At 36.2% G+C, this 18,537-nt stretch carries 15 protein-coding genes and 1 pseudogene; 15 read left to right on the top strand and 1 reads right to left on the bottom strand.

The window, feature by feature from the left end; all coding sequences use genetic code 11:
- The first annotated feature begins 274 nt into the window (after nucleotides 1–274).
- From IEV17_RS14160 to hisC, 9 genes and pseudogenes are all read left to right on the top strand, one after another.
- Nucleotides 275–451 (top strand): hypothetical protein, encoded by a 177-nt coding sequence (locus IEV17_RS14160; protein WP_227554477.1) that lies wholly within the window; start codon nucleotides 275–277, stop codon nucleotides 449–451.
- 295 nt (nucleotides 452–746) lie between these two features.
- Complete coding sequence (locus IEV17_RS14155; protein ID WP_004663847.1) at nucleotides 747–2,195, top strand: RNA polymerase factor sigma-54; 1,449 nt, start codon at nucleotides 747–749, stop codon at nucleotides 2,193–2,195.
- Between the two features lie 166 nt (nucleotides 2,196–2,361).
- Nucleotides 2,362–2,703 carry a ribosome hibernation-promoting factor, HPF/YfiA family gene (hpf, locus tag IEV17_RS14150; protein WP_004663846.1) on the top strand — a complete coding sequence of 114 codons (342 nt, stop codon included), beginning with the start codon at nucleotides 2,362–2,364 and terminating at the stop codon, nucleotides 2,701–2,703.
- Nucleotides 2,704–2,838: 135 nt separating this feature from the next.
- Nucleotides 2,839–3,090 (top strand): BolA family iron metabolism protein IbaG, encoded by a 252-nt coding sequence (gene ibaG / locus IEV17_RS14145; protein WP_004663844.1) that lies wholly within the window; start codon nucleotides 2,839–2,841, stop codon nucleotides 3,088–3,090.
- A 6-nt stretch (nucleotides 3,091–3,096) separates the two neighbouring features.
- The gene (gene murA / locus IEV17_RS14140; protein ID WP_004663842.1) at nucleotides 3,097–4,356 is read left to right on the top strand and encodes a UDP-N-acetylglucosamine 1-carboxyvinyltransferase; all 1,260 of its coding nucleotides are present in this window, start codon (nucleotides 3,097–3,099) and stop codon (nucleotides 4,354–4,356) included.
- Nucleotides 4,353–5,042 (top strand): ATP phosphoribosyltransferase, encoded by a 690-nt coding sequence (gene hisG / locus IEV17_RS14135; protein WP_004663840.1) that lies wholly within the window; start codon nucleotides 4,353–4,355, stop codon nucleotides 5,040–5,042. Before murA ends, hisG begins: the two co-directional genes overlap by 4 nt.
- A 139-nt stretch (nucleotides 5,043–5,181) precedes the next feature.
- Nucleotides 5,182–5,844: pseudogene (locus IEV17_RS14130) on the top strand (DUF4272 domain-containing protein).
- Between the two features lie 131 nt (nucleotides 5,845–5,975).
- Nucleotides 5,976–7,265 carry a histidinol dehydrogenase gene (gene hisD, locus IEV17_RS14125; RefSeq protein WP_004663835.1) on the top strand — a complete coding sequence of 430 codons (1,290 nt, stop codon included), beginning with the start codon at nucleotides 5,976–5,978 and terminating at the stop codon, nucleotides 7,263–7,265.
- A gap of 64 nt (nucleotides 7,266–7,329) precedes the next feature.
- Entirely contained in the window at nucleotides 7,330–8,415 is a 1,086-nt protein-coding gene (gene hisC / locus IEV17_RS14120; RefSeq protein ID WP_004663834.1) for a histidinol-phosphate transaminase, read from the top strand.
- Nucleotides 8,416–8,428: 13 nt separating this feature from the next.
- On the opposite strand, the gene IEV17_RS14115 is transcribed toward hisC, so the two are convergent.
- On the bottom strand, nucleotides 8,429–9,778 hold the full coding sequence (locus IEV17_RS14115; protein WP_004663833.1) for an anthranilate synthase component I family protein: 1,350 nt from the start codon (nucleotides 9,776–9,778) through the stop codon (nucleotides 8,429–8,431).
- A 519-nt stretch (nucleotides 9,779–10,297) separates the two neighbouring features.
- Here IEV17_RS14115 and filA point away from each other — a divergent pair.
- The 6 genes from filA to filF all read left to right on the top strand — a co-directional run bounded on the left by filA (nucleotide 10,298) and on the right by filF (nucleotide 18,522).
- A complete protein-coding gene (gene filA / locus IEV17_RS14110; protein WP_004663831.1) occupies nucleotides 10,298–11,350 on the top strand; it encodes a putative pilus system protein FilA in 1,053 nt (350 codons plus the stop codon).
- A 281-nt stretch (nucleotides 11,351–11,631) separates the two neighbouring features.
- The gene (gene filB, locus IEV17_RS14105) at nucleotides 11,632–12,465 is read left to right on the top strand and encodes a putative pilus system C39 family peptidase FilB (RefSeq protein WP_004663829.1); all 834 of its coding nucleotides are present in this window, start codon (nucleotides 11,632–11,634) and stop codon (nucleotides 12,463–12,465) included.
- Nucleotides 12,466–12,510: 45 nt separating this feature from the next.
- Nucleotides 12,511–13,638 (top strand): putative pilus system protein FilC, encoded by a 1,128-nt coding sequence (gene filC / locus IEV17_RS14100; RefSeq protein ID WP_004663827.1) that lies wholly within the window; start codon nucleotides 12,511–12,513, stop codon nucleotides 13,636–13,638.
- Nucleotides 13,639–13,650: 12 nt separating this feature from the next.
- Entirely contained in the window at nucleotides 13,651–15,315 is a 1,665-nt protein-coding gene (gene filD, locus IEV17_RS14095; RefSeq protein ID WP_171062464.1) for a putative pilus system OmpP1/FadL family transporter FilD, read from the top strand.
- An 11-nt stretch (nucleotides 15,316–15,326) separates the two neighbouring features.
- Nucleotides 15,327–16,550 (top strand): putative pilus assembly protein FilE, encoded by a 1,224-nt coding sequence (gene filE / locus IEV17_RS14090; RefSeq protein ID WP_034601859.1) that lies wholly within the window; start codon nucleotides 15,327–15,329, stop codon nucleotides 16,548–16,550.
- 19 nt (nucleotides 16,551–16,569) lie between these two features.
- Nucleotides 16,570–18,522 carry a putative pilus system protein FilF gene (gene filF, locus IEV17_RS14085; protein ID WP_004663822.1) on the top strand — a complete coding sequence of 651 codons (1,953 nt, stop codon included), beginning with the start codon at nucleotides 16,570–16,572 and terminating at the stop codon, nucleotides 18,520–18,522.
- The last annotated feature ends 15 nt before the right edge of the window (nucleotides 18,523–18,537 follow it).

The following is an 18,537-nucleotide window of genomic DNA, read 5'->3' as shown; positions in this document are numbered from 1 at the left end:
ATCCCTTCCGTTTGCCATGTGAGAGTAAGTCATCGCCAGCTTTTAAATACTAAACACCCCCAACCTAACAGTTGGGGGTGTTTTTTATCGTGGGGAAATAAATTGGGGATTGATTTAAGAATAAATTTTAGTCTGATGAAAATTGTGTCATATGGAGAAATTAGAGTTGTGTTATTCTCTTAGCAATATGTCGAATAATTAATAAAGATGGGTTAGCATGATTTTTTATACACTTTTATCTGCTATTGCTTCTATCTATTTGTGTTTCTTAATATTGAATAGCATTAAAAAAAATACAGAGAAACAAAATCAAGAACCTAGAGTTGTTCGTGAATGGATATTGGATGATCCTGACGGTGAGCTATATGTAGCTTTTATTACATTAGATAAAAAGGTCTGGTCTACTTCTGGTCGTTATGCGCATTCTTCTGGTTCAACGAGTACGACTTAGTCCGGCTTTCTAGCAGGGGATTTAAATGAGCTTGTGCGAAGAACCTGGGAAAGAATGTGCTTGAAGAAATGCTTGAATGTCTTAAGCAGCAAAACATAAAATAATTCTATGCTGTTTGCATGTTTGTTAAATGAGAGGGATACAACCCTCTATCACAATAAATATTTGCACCTTTGCTATTTTTGAGCAGATTAATCAGTAGAAAAGAGCTTTGCTTATAGGCGTAAACATTGCTTTATGTTATAAATATTTTTATGGGCATGTTTTTTGCTTATTTAAAAAGGGAAGTCTTAGTATGAAATTATCTGTAGGGTTGAAAGTTGCGAATAGTTTATCGTTAACCCCTCAATTACAACAGGCAATTCGTTTACTACAACTTTCTAGCTTGGAATTGGAGCAAGAAATACAAATTCAATTAGATAGTAATCCGTTACTGGAAAAAATTGAAGAAAATAATACAACAGAAAGTTTATCTACTTCAGAGATTAGTGAGTCAGGAGATTTAACAACTGAACTTAATGCAGATCATTTACCAAATGACTTGCCTGTTGATACCGAATGGGATGATATTTATACACATCAATCAACTGCATTAGCGTCGCCAGAATATGAGGAACGAGAGGATAATCGTCAAGTTCAATTGAGTTTAAAAGAACATATCTTAGAGCAAGTAAATTTATTACATTTTTCCACATTAGATAAATTAATTGCTTATTGCATCGTTGATTCTTTAGATGATAAAGGGTTTTTAGATGCTGAATTAGATGATATTTTGCTTGCAGTTACTCGGCTATTACAGGAAATGGAGAGTGCTGATGAGGTTGAAGAAGATGAAATTATTGTTGTTTTAAAACATATTCAACGTTTAGATCCAATTGGAGTGGGTTCTCGAAATTTAGCAGAATGTTTAAAGATCCAATTAGAAGGCATAGATCAAAAAAAATCATACTTAGCCGAAGCAAAGTGTCTACTCAAGTATTATGAATTATTAATAGCAAATGATTTAAATAAATTATTGAAACAAACGGGTTTGTCTAAAGAGCAGTTGAAAGGTGCTGTTGATTTATTAAAAACATTAAAACCATATCCTGGTTTAGAATTTAGCCAACAAGAATCTGAATATCAAGTTCCTGATGTTGTGGTTTCCAAGAAAGATCAGCATTGGCAAGTGCAGCTTAATCCTGATGTTATGCCTAAATTAAGGATTAATTCTTTTTATTCAAATATGATTCGTCGTGCTGATCAGAGTGATGATAATGTTTATTTACGTAATCAAATGCTTGAGGCGAAAAATTTTATTAAAAGCATAGACGAGCGGCATAAAACATTACTCAAAGTTTCAACTTGTATTGTGGAACATCAGCGAGCTTTTCTTGAACAAGGACCTGAGGCGATGAAGCCTTTAGTTCTCCGTGATGTTGCAGAGGAAGTTGAATTACATGAATCCACTGTTTCACGTGTAACAACTAATAAATATATGCTTACACCACGTGGTTTATTTGAATTGAAATACTTTTTTTCAAGTCATGTTGGAACGACGACAGGTGGTGAGGCATCTTCAACTGCGATTCGGGCAATGATTAAAAAATTGGTTTCGAATGAAAATCCGCGTAAGCCTTTGTCTGATAATGCAATTGCGGAAATGTTGAAAGATGAGGGGATTGAAGTAGCTCGACGTACAGTCGCAAAATATCGTGAATCGTTACATATTCCATCATCTTCGGAAAGAAAAGTCTTGATCTAAATTTCAAGGTGTGACTATTCTAGGGGTTCATTATTACGGAATAATGAATCTTATTAATAGTCACTAAAGGAATCGCTAAAATGATTTAATGAATGTTGAATCTTAATATGCATTAAATTTGCTTGTGCGATTCTTTGTATCCTTAGAAAAGGTGAGGGATAGAATTATGCAAATAACGATTCGTGGACACCATTTAACCATTACGCCTGCTATTGAAGAAAATATAAAAATGAAATTTAGTCAAATGACTAAGCATCTAGATCAAGTGAATAGTATGCAAATTAAATTGGCTAAAGATCATCAAATTGATAAACGTTCTCATAAGGGGAGCTCTAATCATATTGCTGAGGCGATTATTCGCTTACCGGGGATTGAGCTGTTTGCGCAGGCGACAGCAGATGATATGTATACTTCGATTAATAAATTAACAGAAAAACTAAAAAGACAGCTTGCAAAACATAGAAAAATACAGTGTTCTTATCAACATGAGCTGGCAATTTTAACTTAAGTTTTTTTATCAAAAGAGGCTTTGCAAATAGCCTCTTTTTTTTATCGATAAAAAAAGAAACGGCTTACTGAATTATCTGAAAAAGTTATAGTAAAATGTATGGTTTGACGCCATGGTTGTATAAGAGGTCTAGTAATGAATAGTGAGCAGCTCACGCAAATTTTAAAAGAAGCTTTCCCTGAAGCAGAAGTAGCAGTGAGTGGCCAAGCTGGTAAATTCGACCTTCGAATTGTTGATGATCAGTTTGATGGCAAACGTACGATTACTCGTCAACAAGCCGTATATGCACCATTAAACTCTTATATCGCAAGTGGTGAAGTGCACGCAGTTACGATTCGCGCAATGACAAAAGATGAATGGCGCAAAGCAAGCCTTTTCGGAGCTTAAATATTAATGGATAAATTTTTAATTACGGGCGGTGTTAAACTCGAGGGCGAAGTACGTATTTCTGGTGCTAAAAATGCGGCTCTGCCTTTACTTGCTGCAATGATTCTTGCAGATTCTCCGATTACTTTAACGAATGTACCTCATTTAAAAGATGTGAACACCTTAGTGAAGCTGATTGCTGGCTTAGGCGTTACAATGAGCTATGAAGGGGATACGGTTCGTGCGGATGCGTCAACATTAGATAATCAATTTGCACCTTATGAACTTGTGAAAACTATGCGTGCATCAATTTTGGTACTTGGTCCACTATTGGCTCGCTATGGAAATGCTAAAGTTTCATTACCTGGTGGTTGTGCGATTGGTTCACGTCCTGTTGATCAGCATTTGAAAGCATTAGAAGCTTTAGGTGCGCAGATTGAAGTTGAAAATGGTTATGTTCATGCTTCTGTTGATGGTCGCTTAAAAGGTGGCGAAGTTATTTTTGATATGGTCACTGTTGGTGGCACTGAAAATATCTTGATGGCTGCTGTATTGGCTGATGGTGTGACGACGATTCGTAATGCTGCTCGTGAACCTGAAATTACTGATCTTGCACAAATGCTCATTAAAATGGGTGCCAAGATTGAAGGTCTAGACACAGATACATTAGTTGTAACAGGCGTTGAAAGTTTACATGGCTGTGAATATGCAGTTGTTGCTGATCGAATTGAAACTGGTTCATATTTAGCTGCTGCTGCAATTACTGGTGGTCGAGTTAAAACCACGCATACGGATCCAGCATTGTTAGAAGCAGTATTGGATAAGTTTGAAGAAATGGGTGCAGAAGTGACTCGTGGTGATAATTGGATTGAACTAGATATGCAAGGTAAACGTCCTAAAGCTGTGAGCTTTAGAACTTTACCTCATCCCGAATTTCCAACTGATATGCAAGCACAGCTTATGGCTGTCAATGTGATTGGTCGTGGTTTTGCAACGATTTCAGAAACAATTTTTGAAAATCGTTTTATGCATGTTCCTGAATTGTCACGTATGGGCGCAAATATTCAAGTTGAAGGGCATGATGCAGTCGTAACTGGCGTAGATAAATTGCAAGCTGCTCCAGTAATGGCGACTGATTTACGTGCATCATTTTCTCTTGTTCTCGCTGCATTAGTCGCAGAAGGGGAAACCTTAGTTGATCGTATCTATCATATCGATCGTGGCTATGAACAAGTTGAAGAAAAGTTACAAGGTTTAGGTGCTCAGATTAAGCGAGTAAAAGGATGAATGACTTAAGAAACGATGATCCAAATTTTGATGTAATGGGTAATTTTGATCATGGTTTAACCTTAGCACTCAGTAAAGGACGTATCCTAAAAGAGACATTACCTTTACTTGAGAATGCGGGTATTAATTTATTAGAAGATCCTGATAAATCACGTAAATTAATTTTCCCAACCACACATAAAAAAGTACGTATTTTGATTCTTCGTGCTTCTGATGTACCGACGTATGTTGAGAACGGTGCAGCAGATTTTGGTGTAGCGGGTAAAGATGTGCTTATGGAACATGGCGCCCAACATGTTTATGAGTTACTTGATCTAAAAATTGCAAATTGTAAATTGATGACTGCTGGTAAAGTTGGCATGGAACGTCCGAAAGGCCGTTTAAAAATTGCAACTAAATACGTGAATCTTACTCGTCAATACTATGCAAGTTTAGGTGAGCAAGTTGATGTGATCAAACTTTATGGATCTATGGAGCTTGCACCTTTGGTTGGGTTGGGTGATTACATAGTCGATGTGGTCGATACAGGTAATACTTTACGTGCCAATGGTTTAGAGCCATTAGAAGAAATTTGTAAAGTTTCTTCTCGTTTAATTGTCAATAAAGCGAGCTTTAAACGTAAACAAGCCGTGTTAAATCCAATTTTGACGCAACTTGAAGAAGCTGTGAAATCACGTTCAGTATGATTTTGCATGATGATTCAAAAAACCGTTCTTTTGAACGGTTTTTTTTATAACTTAATCTCCTGATTAAGGGAAAGAATGTCTTCCTTTTAGATTTGGCTGTGTGCTAAAAGGGTTTATCGTTTTGTGATTAGAGATAAGAATGAAAACGCCCTTGCAACGTAAACAAGAATCTATTTTAAAATTACAAGCACAATCGATTCCTTACATCGAATGGTTGCCGCATATTGAATCGGCTGATGAAGTTATAGCCCGTTCAGTTGAAAGTATTGCCAAACGAGCAATTGCGTGTTTGATCATTATCCAAGTGGCATGTGATTTAAACAATCAGCAATTTGATCAAGAAACTAAAGACTTTATCGTTGATTTGCTAAATAAATTTGAAGTATTTGATGAGTTAACCCTTAAAGAACGAAATATTTTAAATCAAGAGGTTTCTCAACAAGATGTCGTGAATATGATTTGGAAATATGAGGCTTACTAGGTTTTACTTTGGGCACTCGGAATTGTAAAAGAACTCAATTATCCAAATGAAATAGCAGATTGTGATTTTGCAGTTCAGGTAGTTTCTGCTTGTCGCTCATTTGATGAATTTATGCAGCAAGTTGAGTTAAGAAATCTGGATGAAATTTTAGATCAGGCAGATTTGACCTATCGTTATGATTGGGCATGCGTAGATGCTCGTTTGAAACAACAATATGCACCTGAAAATTTAAATGCTTCAGTTGTTGTGGAACGTCACGGTGCTTTGAATTGGCTAATACAGCATGATGGAGATTGGGATAATCCAGACTTAAATACATAAAATTTAAAATATTTAAACCTAAAAATGATTTTTCCTATTAAAGCAGGTGGAAATGCTGATGTTATCTTGCCCACAAGCGTGTTGAAAAAGAGTAAACTTAGCCTTCTCTTATTCGCCTTGTGGGTAAATTGATGCGACGTTTATCGACTCAGGATCAAAATTTTAAACAGGCATTTGCTGAACTTTTAGCATTTGAAACTGTGAATGATCCTCAATTAGTACAAACTGTAGACCAAATCATTGCTGATGTTCGTCAGTATGGCGATGATCATGTACTTAAATTAACACAACAGTTCGATCGACATCCAGCGCATCAATTCTCGGATTTGGAACTGACCCAAGTTCAACTTAAAACTGCATTTGAAGGCTTAAGCACAGAAATTCGTGAAGCCTTAGAATTGGCTGCAAAACGTATTCGTTCTTTCCATCAGGCACAAAAGCAGGAAGGTTGGACTTATGTTGATGATCTAGGTAATACATTAGGTCAGAAAGTCACACCACTTGATCGCGTCGGGATTTATGTTCCTGGTGGATTAGCATCTTATCCATCATCTGTGCTTATGAATGCTTTACCAGCACATGTAGCTGGGGTTCCTGAAATTATCATGGTGGTGCCAGCGCCGAATGGTGAATTGAATCCATTGGTGTTAGCAGCTGCATATTTAGCAGGGGTAAGCCGAGTATTTACTATTGGTGGTGCTCAAGCCGTTGCTGCGTTAGCTTATGGAACGCAAACCATTCCAGCTGTCGATAAAATTACAGGACCGGGGAACCGTTTTGTGGCAGCAGCCAAACGTGCAGTCTTTGGTCAGGTGGGTATTGATATGATCGCGGGACCTTCGGAAATTTTGGTGTATGCCGAAGGGGAAAATAATGCTGAATGGTTGGCTATGGATGTATTGTCTCAAGCTGAGCATGATACGGTTGCACAAGCCATTTTTATTACGCCAGATGAAGCACTTTTAAATGCTGTCGAAACAGCCATTGAAAAGCATTTAAGTGAATTGCCAAAAGCAGAAATTGCTCGAACTTCGATTCAAAATCGCGGCGCGTTGGTACTAGTAAAGGATCGTTCGGAAGCGATTAAACTGATTAATCAAGTTGCCCCAGAGCATTTAGAATTATGTCTTGATGATGCTGAATTAATGAGCCAAGAGATTCGTCATGCAGGTGCGATCTTTATGGGGCGTTATACGCCTGAAGCGATCGGTGATTATTGTGCAGGCCCAAATCATGTTTTACCGACTTCGGGTACAGCGCGTTTTTCTTCACCGCTCGGCGTTTATGATTTCCAAAAGCGTTCAAGTTTAATTATGTGCTCACAAGAGGGCGTTAAAACTTTGGCTAAAACAGCAGATGTGTTGGCAGTTGAAGAAAATCTTGATGCCCATGCACGCTCAGCACGCTATCGCTATCAATAACCGATTCGAAGAATAGATAGGGGCTGATAAAAGCCCCTTTTTTGAGATATATGAGAGTAGAACAATGATGTTTACAACAGAACAAATGCGTTTTTGGAGTCCAGAAGTTCGTGAGCTTGAGCCATATGTACCGGGTGAGCAGCCTAAGATTCAGAACTTACTAAAACTCAATACCAATGAAAACCCATATCCACCATCACCTAAAGTTGTGGAAGCAGTTCAAGCAGTTTTAACTCACCAAGCTGATGCTTTGCGCTTGTATCCAGATCCAGATGCGACGGCTTTAAAGCAAGCAATTGCCAAACAGCAGCATGTTGATGTTGCTCAAGTCTTTGTCGGTAATGGTTCGGATGAAGTTTTAGCGCATATTTTTAAAGCTTTTTTTATTCAGAAAGAGCCAATCCTCTACCCAGATATTACCTATAGTTTTTATCCTGTTTATAGCCAGTTTTTTGCAACGCAAACCAAGCAGATTCCTTTGAATGAAAAGTTCGAAATTGATGTTTGTGATTATGCACAGGAAAATGGCGGTATCATCATTACCAATCCGAATGCGCCAACCAGCATTGCATTAGGACTAGCACAGATTGAGCAAGTACTTAAAACAAATCCTGATCGAGTCGTGGTGATTGATGAAGCCTATGTCGATTTTGGCGCTGAGTCAGCAGTGCAATTGGTCAATCGTTACGAAAATTTAGTCGTTTGCCAAACAACATCTAAATCACGTTCATTAGCTGGTTTACGTGTTGGATTTGCGATTGCTCAATCTCATTTGATTGCAGCACTTGAAGCTGTAAAGAATAGCTTTAATTCATACCCAATTGATCGTTTTGCGATTGCCGCAGCGGTAGCCTCATTTGAAGATCAAGCTTATTTTGAAGCGCAATGTGCCAAAGTGATTGAGAGTCGAGAAAAATTAGTTGGTGATCTCGTGGCTTTAGGTTTTGATGTATTGCCATCGAAAGCCAATTTTATCTTTGTCACGCATCCTCAATACGATGCTGCTCAACTGGCTCAACAATTACGTGAGCATGGTATTATTGTGCGTTATTTCAATAAGCCACGGATTAATCAATTTTTACGTATCACAATTGGTACAGATGAACAAAATCAACGTCTAGTGAATACGCTTAAAACGCAAATTTTATGATCTGTAGAAAAATTTAGTTTTCAGATTTTTGCCATGTATTGAGTAAATCAAGCATGGCAGAAATTTTATCAAAGCATTCTTGGTACTCGGCTTCGGCATCAGAAGCAACCGTAATGCCGCCACCTGCCCACATCGATAATTGATCCTGAGATTTTTGAATACTACGGATTAAGATATTCCAGCAACCTGTTCCATCAAAATTAAAATAACCCAAACTTCCACAATATGCGCCACGTGGAGCACCTTCTAATTCATCAATAATTTGCATAGCGCGAATTTTGGGTGCCCCTGTAATTGAACCACCCGGAAGGGCGGACAATAACATCTGCATGGGGTTTACTTCTTTTTTTAAGGTTGCAGTGATTTCACTGACCATATGATGAACTTGGTTGAAGCTTTCAATTTCGAAAAGTTTTGTCGTTTCTACAGATCCTGTTTCCGCATAAACACTTAAATCATTACGAAGTAAATCAACAATCATCACATTTTCAGCCTGATCTTTTTCAGAGCGGCTTAGCTGATCTTTAGATTGTTGGTCTTGCTCGGCATCATCAAAACGAGGCATTGTACCTTTAATTGGTCGTGTTTTAATTTTTCGATTTGTTTGAAATTCGATAAACAATTCTGGAGAACAGCTGAGTAGCTCAAAATCATGTATCTTGAGATAGGCAGCGTAAGGTGCATGGGTGAGCGCCCATAAATCCTGTGCTCGATCTAATAATGAACCTTGTGTTTTTGCAATAAACTCTTGAGTTAAATTAATTTGGTAGCAGTCACCAGCTTTGATATATTCCTGCACTTGATTAAATGCATGTAGGTATTGTTGCTTAGACCAGCGCGGATAGCATTTTTCTAATAATGAGAAAGGTGTCTTTTGAATATTGATTGGTTGATTGAGTAGATTTATGACATTTTGATAGATACTTTCAGCTTCATTTTCATTACTATAAAAATACCAAGCATCATCCTGAAACTTTAAAAAAGTCGAATATAGACCTAAGAAAAAACAGGGTTGATTTCGTGAAACCATCCTTATAAATTGATTTGCACTATAGTCATAACTAAAAAAGCCAATATATCCACCACTAAAAGTAGTTTTCATTGAACTTTCTGAATTGGCTTGAAAATTTAAAAAATCGCTAATAGGTAAAGTTGCTTGTTCATTCTTATATTTATTAAATTGAGTTTTATAAAATTTTTTTAGTTCTGACTGTTCTAATACTAAGAATTCTTGAGGCAAAAAACCAATTGTCGGAGTGTGATTATCATATAAATAAACTAAACCAGTTAGTTCATTCAGTTGTATAAGAAGGTCAAATGCAGAGGTGAGTTGCGTGTCAAGTTTTTGCTGAAAATGAGACATATAACAAAAATATATTCATATACATTTGGAAAATATAATTGTACTACAATCATCTAAACTCTACTGATATTTATCCTATAGATAAAAGCTTGAAAAATATTTGTGAAATGTATTGTGATTCTATCTACTGAAATTGCAAAACAAGTTGCAATTTTCATGAATTGATTTAAGAAAGCGCAATTGTTTACATTTTGCAGTGATTTGGGCGGATGATAAAAGGTCGAAATTGGATATTTGACTATGATTTTCTAAAAGTTCTGATTAAAAAATTATAGTGCTTTCCAGATGTTAGAAGATATAAGTTAAAGTGATGCATGAAAAAAGTATCATGCCGTTTATCGGGTTATTTATAAAAATCGATTAACAGTAGTTGAACATAAAATAACAAACCTGTAATTTAGTACTTGCTAAACGAACTACTCAAGGATTGGAAGTTCAAGTTGTCATTAAGAAAAAAACGACCGTGGACAGTTTAGAGTAGTGAAAGTCAAAAAATAAATGCTCTTGGGAGAGTGCTCAATGAAAATGTTTACTAAACTAGCTTTAGTTTCTTCAATGGCGATTAGCGCGAATGCAATGGCTATGCAGTCAATGGATGATGCTGCACTAAGCGCTGCAACAGGTCAAGACGGTATCAATATTGGTATTGGTATTTCTCGAATTGATATCGAAAAAGTTTTAATTCACGATAACGATGGTTTACAAACATCAACTGGTATTGCTGGTGCTACTGGTACTGCATCAACAACATCTTCTGGTGCGATTGTTATTAAAGGTAATGGTCAAGGTACTGCTGCAACGAACCCTAACTTTGCAAATGGTATTGTAATCACAGCTCCTATGAACGGTGGTGCGTTAGATACAACTCGTACTTTAGCATCTCATAACCTCATGGATCTTACAATTGATGCAGATAAGGGTACAGGTACAGGTAATACAGCATTCCTTAACGTTGCTGCAGCTGTTTCAGGCTTAGATATCTATATCGGTGAGATTGGTGTTTCTGCTTCTAATGTTCAAGGTGCTACAGTTCGTCGTGGTAATGACTCAGCTAACTATAATGCGATCTTGTCTGGTTTAACACTTAAAACAGGTGTTACAACTGCAAACATCCAATTAGGTGCTGCTCCACAAGGTGCTATGATTGTATTAAATACAACGATGCAAGGTGGTTTAGAACTTACAAACTTAGGTATTATTGATAGCTCAACTAAACAAGGTCTTGCTGATGGTACTGCAGGTAACCGCGCAGCAGGTCAAATTTACTTAGATAGTATTAAAGTTGTTGATTCTAACGGTGCAAATTTAACTGTTAATGCAAAAGTAAGCGTAGTTGGTAAAGAAACTGGTGCTACTAACCCGAATGGTTACCTTCAAATCGTTACTGGTTCAGGAAATGCTGCTGGTTCTTTAGTAGCTAGTGACTCAAGCGATATCTATATCAAAGGTGTTCATTTAGGTAGTCAAACTGCTGCTTCTATCGGTGACGTAGAAGTTCAAAAATTAACTACTTACTATAATAATGGTACAGCTAACGTAGCAGGTTCTATGATCACTATCTCTGGTCACTAAACCTTCTTTAAAAAAAGCGCACAATGTGCGCTTTTTTTATTTTTCCGAGACATAATTTTGTCTTGAAAAAAATCAATATAAAGTCAATGATGTCTATATCACAATAAATTACTTAAATACTACTAAGTTTTATCTTTGAACTACATTTCGTCAAAAAAAACTAAAAAAAAGCTGTTTTTTTTTATAAAAAAAGGTATCTTCAACATGCAGGGACGTAGTGTTTAAAAGCACTAAAATAAAATGAATAAGGCAGGTTGTGCCACGGTTAGAAAAAGAGACTTATGTTAGAGATCGCTTTAGGCTCAGCATTGATGTATTATTTTACAACGCAAGCCTTCGAAATAGAAAAAAAACCAGAGGGGACTGTATATTATACAGAGACCTTGGATTCTCGTAATCCTTCTTTTTCACGGAATCATCGTGAGGCGGTGACGATTAAACCCGCTATAGAAGATCAGTTCCGAGGAATTGTCCGTCAGGCTTATGATTATAGCTGTGGATCAGCTGCTTTAACTACTTTGTTAAATGGTTATGGTGGTTTAAATCTTACCGAACAACAAACGATGACTGGTTTACTTCAATACGGCGAATATCAGCGTATTATCGAACGTCGTAGTTTCTCACTATTAGATATGAAACGCTTTGTTACGGCTCTTGGATTAAACAGTGGTGGATATCGTGGAGAGTTCTCTGACTTAACTTCATTGAAGCAGCCAGCAATTGTTCCTATTACATATGCTGGCTTTAAACATTTTGTTGTGTATAAAGCATATAAGAATGGGCGAGTGTATGTTGCGGATCCATCATTAGGCAATATTAGTTTTGATGAAATTCGCTTTAAACAAATTTGGGATAATAATACGCTTTTTATCGTTGATATTCCTGAGCAGTACCGTAAAAACTTATTAGCTTTACAAGATTCTGATATGCGTCATGTAGAAGATGCTACGGTAAATAAATATGCTCTTGCTGAGATTCAGTTTCCGACACAAAAATTTGAACGCATAGCTGATAAAGCATCAACAATGCGTCGAGTATTAGATGCTGATCCTGCTTCCGCTACTTACAATCAACCAATTACGACTTTTATGCGCTTATATTACAAGCGGAAGTAATTTAGAAATCATTAAAATTAATGTATTAATAGGATGTAACGCAAAATGAAAAGTCCATGGATGAATATCAGCGTGTTGGCATTAAGTATGAGTGCAATCACAACAACACTTTATGCTGAGGAGCAAAAATCAACGGAAGTTCCAGCTGAGCAAACAACACAAACGAATCAAGCTTCTGATGCAGCCAAAGAAGATTCGGCTGTAGTAGTCGAAAACCAAGCAAATCAAGCAGCAAATGCATTACAAAAGCAAGAAGGCGATGCAACAAAAGAAACGAATTTACAAGAGGTTTTTACATCGAATGAACGTCAATATTCATTAATAAAGAAAGGTATTATTTCTTCATACTATGATATTGATTATACCTATTATAGAGATAGTAGGTTGGATCTTGCTACAGGTGATAGTACAAGCGCTTTAGCTAGACTGCGTGTTGAAGAAGATGCAAACCATACATTAACTAACACATTTACGACACAATATGGTTTACTCGATAACGTAACTTTATCTGCATCTATTCCACTCATTGCAAAAAAAGATTTGTTGCAACAAAAGACTGCTGCGGGTTTAGGAGATGTTTCTTTTGGTGCTCGTTGGGAACCATTTCCACTAAAGCAAGGTCGTCTCCCATTAGTATTGTTTGGTAGTTTATCAACGAAAACGGGTGATAGCCCGTATGAAATTGGTATTGATGAGTTATCCACAGGTAAAGGGTATTATTCTGTCGGTTTTGGTGCGAGTACTCGTAAATATATTGATCCTGTCGTGCTATTTACATCTGTTTCAGCAAACTATGGCCTGAAAGAAAGTGGTTTGAATCAACTGCGAGGAGGTGGTTCAAATGGTCCTCGTATTCTTGAAAGTTTCGATCCAGGTTTAAGTGGTGGGTTTTCATTTGGCTTCGCTTACTCATTTAACTATGACGTATCATTAACGATGTCTTATCAACAGAGCTTTAATACTGGAGCAAAATTCTATTTTAAAAATAATGAAAGTTATCAATCGGCGGATCAAAGTAGTGCCATGTTGTCATTTGCATTGGGCGTAAGGGTATCACCAGAGACAATTGTAAATGGTACCGTTGCTATTGGGTTAACGGAAGATGCGCCAGATGTGTCCTTGGGCTTATCATTCCCACTCGATATTATAGGTTTCGGTAAAAAAGTTCGTTAAGGAGATGTAATGGTGAAATACCTAAAATTATGTCCTTTAACGGCAGCAATTATTTTAGCAAGTTTATGTAATATTGCTAATGCTCAATTAGGACAAGACTTATCTGTAGATTTGCGCTCACTTTCGTTAGGTAATGCTGTTACGGCTGATCCACCAGGAATTAGTGCAGTACACTTTAACCCAGCTGCACTGGCGAAAATTGATGGTCTACAAACTGATGTGCAAGGTATCTTAGCTAACTTTGCAATCAAAAGAGAATACTCGGCGCCAGCTGGATATAATGTATTTGGTTACTCAGATGATCCGTTGGTCTGTAATGATGGTCCAGAAGTTAAAACTGGAATATGTACCGATTTTAAAGGAACGGTAAATGGTGATGTTGAGTATGCAAGTATTTATGTCCCAATCTTGAAGAAAATTGTAGATTTAGGACCTAATTCGCCACTAGCCGCACCTACTGCAGCAATTGCATATAAACCACCTGGATCAAAAGTAACTTATGCAACAGCAATGTATGCACCTTTAGTTGCCGGTTTTGGTGCTGAAGATGGTAATCCAAGTAACTATATGGGGCAACAGGTTGCCTTAGAGCGCATCACTTATTTATCACCTTCTTTTGGTTATCAAGTGAATGATCATCTGTCTATTGGTGCATCATTCGGTATGTCTTACCAAGCAATTGCACTTAAAACGGATCTACGATTTCCAAATGAAATGATTGGCGTACTACGAATGGTAGATGAAGTAGTGTGTACTCCGTTTAAGAACAATGGAGACATTATCACTGATTTACTATTATTTGGCATATGTAATGCTAAAGAGGGTATGAATCCATTTAGTAAAATGGGTGCAATGGATGTTTCATTGGAGCAATCATTAAGCCCAAGTTATAATTTAGGCGTATTATGGGAACCTACAGATGACTTCAGTTTTGGTATGGTTTATCAAAGTGAAGCCAAAATGCGACTGCGCGGAAAATATTTAATTAATAACGCAACTGCGCCTCAGCAACTTGTCGCTGGTCTAAACTCATCAGCAACTGGTCAGATTTTAGCAGCAATCCTTGGCTTACCAGGTTATGTACCAGATGTGGAGTCTGGTCTAGTAGCTATGGATTTTAAATATCCTCAGCATTTTAAAGCTGGTATAAAATATAAAATCTTCCCTGATTTACAAATGAATTTTGATCTTGGCTGGACAGACTTTGCTGCATGGGATAAATTCAAATTCGAATTTGATCGACAAATCTCTTTATTGAAAGTTGCTAAACTTCTTTCTGCTGATGTAACAGAGCGTTCGCTATCTTTACCTCTAAAATTTCAGTCTTCTTGGCGTTGGGGGATTGGCTTCGAGTATTCAGCAACAGATCGATTAAAGTTACGTATGGGCTATGAACCTCGTACAAGTTCGATTCCAGATGACAAACGAAACACGATGGTGCCTATTAATAATGCTCAATTGTTTGGTTTGGGTGTCGGTTATCGTTTTGATCAGGATACAGATGTGGATTTATCAATTGGTTTTCTACGTAGTCGTGATGATATTCCTGCAAATACTAGTAGTCTTGCCAATAAAACAGGGGTTGATAATATTTTGTTAAACCCATATGCAGGCTTAGATATTAAAACCAATACTAAAGTAACTTTGCTTGGTATCAACTATAGAACAAAATGGTAATGTTAACGACTATGATAATAAAACAATCTAAGCTTGCAATATCTGTAATTATTACTGTTATTGCAAGTACTTCGGTTGTATATGCGGAAGGTTTTTATACAATTATTGGTCCTGATGGAAGACCAATGATTATTCCTAAAAAACCAACAGAAAATGAGACGAGTACAGATAAGGTTATACATTCTATTAATGTTGATTCTTCAGCAGCATCAGAAAAAAATCTAGCAGTTGGAAATAATGTTAAATTAAATTTACCAAGAATATCAATGTCTCAACAAGACGCTGTTAAGAATACAGTTAAAATGCAATCACCTTCAGAATCAAGATTAGCGTCTGAAGCGGAAGTACTACATCAACCAAAATCTCAAAATTTTATAAATACTTCAAAAGAAAAGATTAATGCTAATACCAATAACAAGATAACATTAAAATCAATTGTTGATACTAAAAGTCTAACTAATATTGAGGCAGAATCATCTGCTTCATCTGCTTCATCTGCTTCATCTGCTTCATCTGCTTCATCTGCTTCATCTGCTTCATCTGCTTCATCTGCATTCATACAAGTAGATGGTGTTGAATATGTCAATAATGAATATTTAGAAGATCAGGAATTTAATTTAGAGGGTAAAAAGCGCTTTTATAGTATGCCTGATGGTACAGGACGTATAGAGACAATAGAGCGCAAAAAAGGTGTAAGTCGATCAATTTTGGATAAAATATTAAACAAATCAAACCAGAATCTAAATTCAGTTACTTTATCTAATAATTATGTGCGTTTATCTGAACAAGATTTATCTTTAACATTTGAGAATGATCGCTGTTTCTTAGAAAGTTATAGTAAAAATAAAACAATCAAGAGTTTAGTTCCTGAAAAAGAAATTGGCTTATGGCCTCGTAAACCTATAACAGAAAAATTTGAATATGAACTGGTTAAACTTGATCAAAATATTCAATACATGCAATTTGATTCTTATGCATCTAATACTGATAAACCGACATATTATTGGCCTCTGGTGATTTTTTTAGATAAGTCGGGTTGTATATTAGAAGGTGTAAGTGGGTTTAAGAATCGGAAGATTCCAGCAACATTATTACAACATGCAGCTCTTCAGGGCGTAATTAAGATACCACCTAAAAGTTATTATATGATGATGACTCCATTAGCGTCAGCCGTGGATGTTCCAGAGCAGGAACTTTCAAATCAAGGACAGATTAAGATTGCTGCTTTACAGTAAGCATTAATAGGATGAACCCATGACAAATAAGAAAATTTTATTACCTTTTGCTTTAACTGCATTAGTAGCTTTTCTACAAGGCTGTGGAGGTGAAAGTGCTAAAATTAATGAAGATCCAAACAAGGGTGTTAGTGGGGTAACAAGTAGTACAAGTTGTCTTGTAGGTAGTGATAATTGTTTACAATTTGTGATGGATTATCCTATTTCGGGTATCAATTTTGATTGTAGTAGCGATAAAATAAACCATTTTGCCACTAAACTTGAATCTGATGATCTTGTTAAAGGAGCTTGTAAATTAGGTGATGAGGTTAGTTTCTATATTCAGGGTGAAGGTGCTCGTAAAATTGATCTAGGTAAAGTTAAGTTAGATAATATTTCTAAATTAATTACTAAAAGCTTACCTAGAATTCGATTAATTGACTTAGCGATTGGCTTAACAGGTAAAACCCCTACATCTTTAGTAAATAGTAATGATGAAACAGTTCGTGTTGCTATAGGTATTGCTAAAGTTTTCCAAAGTTTGAGTGTTGAGCAAAATAATGTAATTGGTGATATACAGCGAGTCGAATTAACTAATGAGAGAAAAAACCAACTTACTAAAATAAGTAAAGATATTGGTATGACAGAATGGGCTAATAATGAATATATTAGTGTTCTAAAACCATGGCTAGATGTAGGAGCAGTTCCTGATGATGAAGCACTAGATGTAATTACAAAATTAACTAATTTAACTAATGTTGGTGTTTGGGAGGCTGCTTTACCTATATTTAAACCAGGTGGTGACATTCAATTAACTGGTGTAGATGGTTTCTTTGGATGTAATAAAGGGGTATATGATGATTGCGTATTGCCTAAGAATAATTTAATACATTCAATGGGAAGCTTTAATTTATTGTCTGATCGCCAAGGTTATGTAATTGGTTCGGGACAGCAATGGCGAGGTGCAGCAACTATTATAAATAATATGGTTTCACCTCCACTTGTATTGATCAATAAGGTAAAGCCAGTAAAACTACAAGTGAATGCACAAAATGAATGGTTAAATCCAATTTCTAGAGAGGTTAATGCTACTAAACCTTTACATTTTAGTTTAAATAATAATATGAACGATGATTTAATGCTTTATCAAGGTAAAGTCATTAATGATACAACAATGCCAGGAACAGAAGCATTTTATAAAAAATTATTAAATACTAAAGATAATGAAACAGTAAATCTAAATCATTTAACTTTGTGGCAACAAACTATATCGGGTGAGTCATATCGTGGTGGAATGGATATTATTAGAGCTGCTCCAGCGAATTATCTCGATAAAAATATTTTTAAGACTGAGAAAAATGTTAAAGTCGGACAAACATATATCTTTCCATTTTATGCAACTTTGAATTTTAAATTTCAAGATTCAAATACTCCACCTGTGAAAATTGGAATAGTGATCGACGAAAATGGTGATATCCGTACAGATATTAAAAATAATTCAACTGAAACGGACATGTCAGGAGTTTGTGGTAAACCGAAAACATTAAATCCAGATGGAACAATAACGGATACTAATGATCAAATACAATATCGTATAGGAACCACGGGTGCGACTTCGAACTTAGTAAATGAAAAGTCTATTACTGTTCGTATGATTTTATCAAATCCTAAATTTTCTAAAATTGATGGAACAGTGTTTGGATTGAATTTAAGTGCTGGAACAGGCGCAAAAATTAACTTATATAATTTATTAGCAGGTCAAAAGATTGTTAGTCTCACCAATTTTATGAATAATCCTGTAACGTGGTCAAATACATTTGCACAAGCTCAAGCTACTTATATTAATATATACGAAAATAGTGAAACGGATAAAAATCAATATGTACCACCTACAGATGAAGAACGTGCACTTGCGAAAAGGAATTCTGGTACAGTGACTATCGAGCTTGCCAATCAAAATATCCCAGAATGTAATGCTATTAGAACTAAGTAATATTCTATTATACTA

This window comes from Acinetobacter modestus, from assembly GCF_014636095.1.
GTDB lineage: Bacteria > Pseudomonadota > Gammaproteobacteria > Pseudomonadales > Moraxellaceae > Acinetobacter > Acinetobacter modestus.
This window is presented reverse-complemented; position numbering and strand designations above follow the sequence as displayed.

Bases quoted from the DNA above. Each gene is read 5' to 3' on its own strand.
- murA (WP_004663842.1), top strand. From the start codon at position 3,097: ATGGATAAATTTTTAATTACGGGCGGTGTTAAACTCGAGGGCGAAGTA.
- hisD (WP_004663835.1), top strand. From the start codon at position 5,976: ATGCGACGTTTATCGACTCAGGATCAAAATTTTAAACAGGCATTTGCT.
- filC (WP_004663827.1), top strand. From the start codon at position 12,511: ATGAAAAGTCCATGGATGAATATCAGCGTGTTGGCATTAAGTATGAGT.
- filF (WP_004663822.1), top strand. From the start codon at position 16,570: ATGACAAATAAGAAAATTTTATTACCTTTTGCTTTAACTGCATTAGTA.
- hisC (WP_004663834.1), top strand. From the start codon at position 7,330: ATGATGTTTACAACAGAACAAATGCGTTTTTGGAGTCCAGAAGTTCGT.
- ibaG (WP_004663844.1), top strand. From the start codon at position 2,839: ATGAATAGTGAGCAGCTCACGCAAATTTTAAAAGAAGCTTTCCCTGAA.
- hisG (WP_004663840.1), top strand. From the start codon at position 4,353: ATGAATGACTTAAGAAACGATGATCCAAATTTTGATGTAATGGGTAAT.
- filE (WP_034601859.1), top strand. From the start codon at position 15,327: ATGATAATAAAACAATCTAAGCTTGCAATATCTGTAATTATTACTGTT.
- filB (WP_004663829.1), top strand. From the start codon at position 11,632: ATGTTAGAGATCGCTTTAGGCTCAGCATTGATGTATTATTTTACAACG.
- hpf (WP_004663846.1), top strand. From the start codon at position 2,362: ATGCAAATAACGATTCGTGGACACCATTTAACCATTACGCCTGCTATT.
- filA (WP_004663831.1), top strand. From the start codon at position 10,298: ATGAAAATGTTTACTAAACTAGCTTTAGTTTCTTCAATGGCGATTAGC.
- IEV17_RS14115 (WP_004663833.1), bottom strand. From the start codon at position 9,778: ATGTCTCATTTTCAGCAAAAACTTGACACGCAACTCACCTCTGCATTT.
- IEV17_RS14155 (WP_004663847.1), top strand. From the start codon at position 747: ATGAAATTATCTGTAGGGTTGAAAGTTGCGAATAGTTTATCGTTAACC.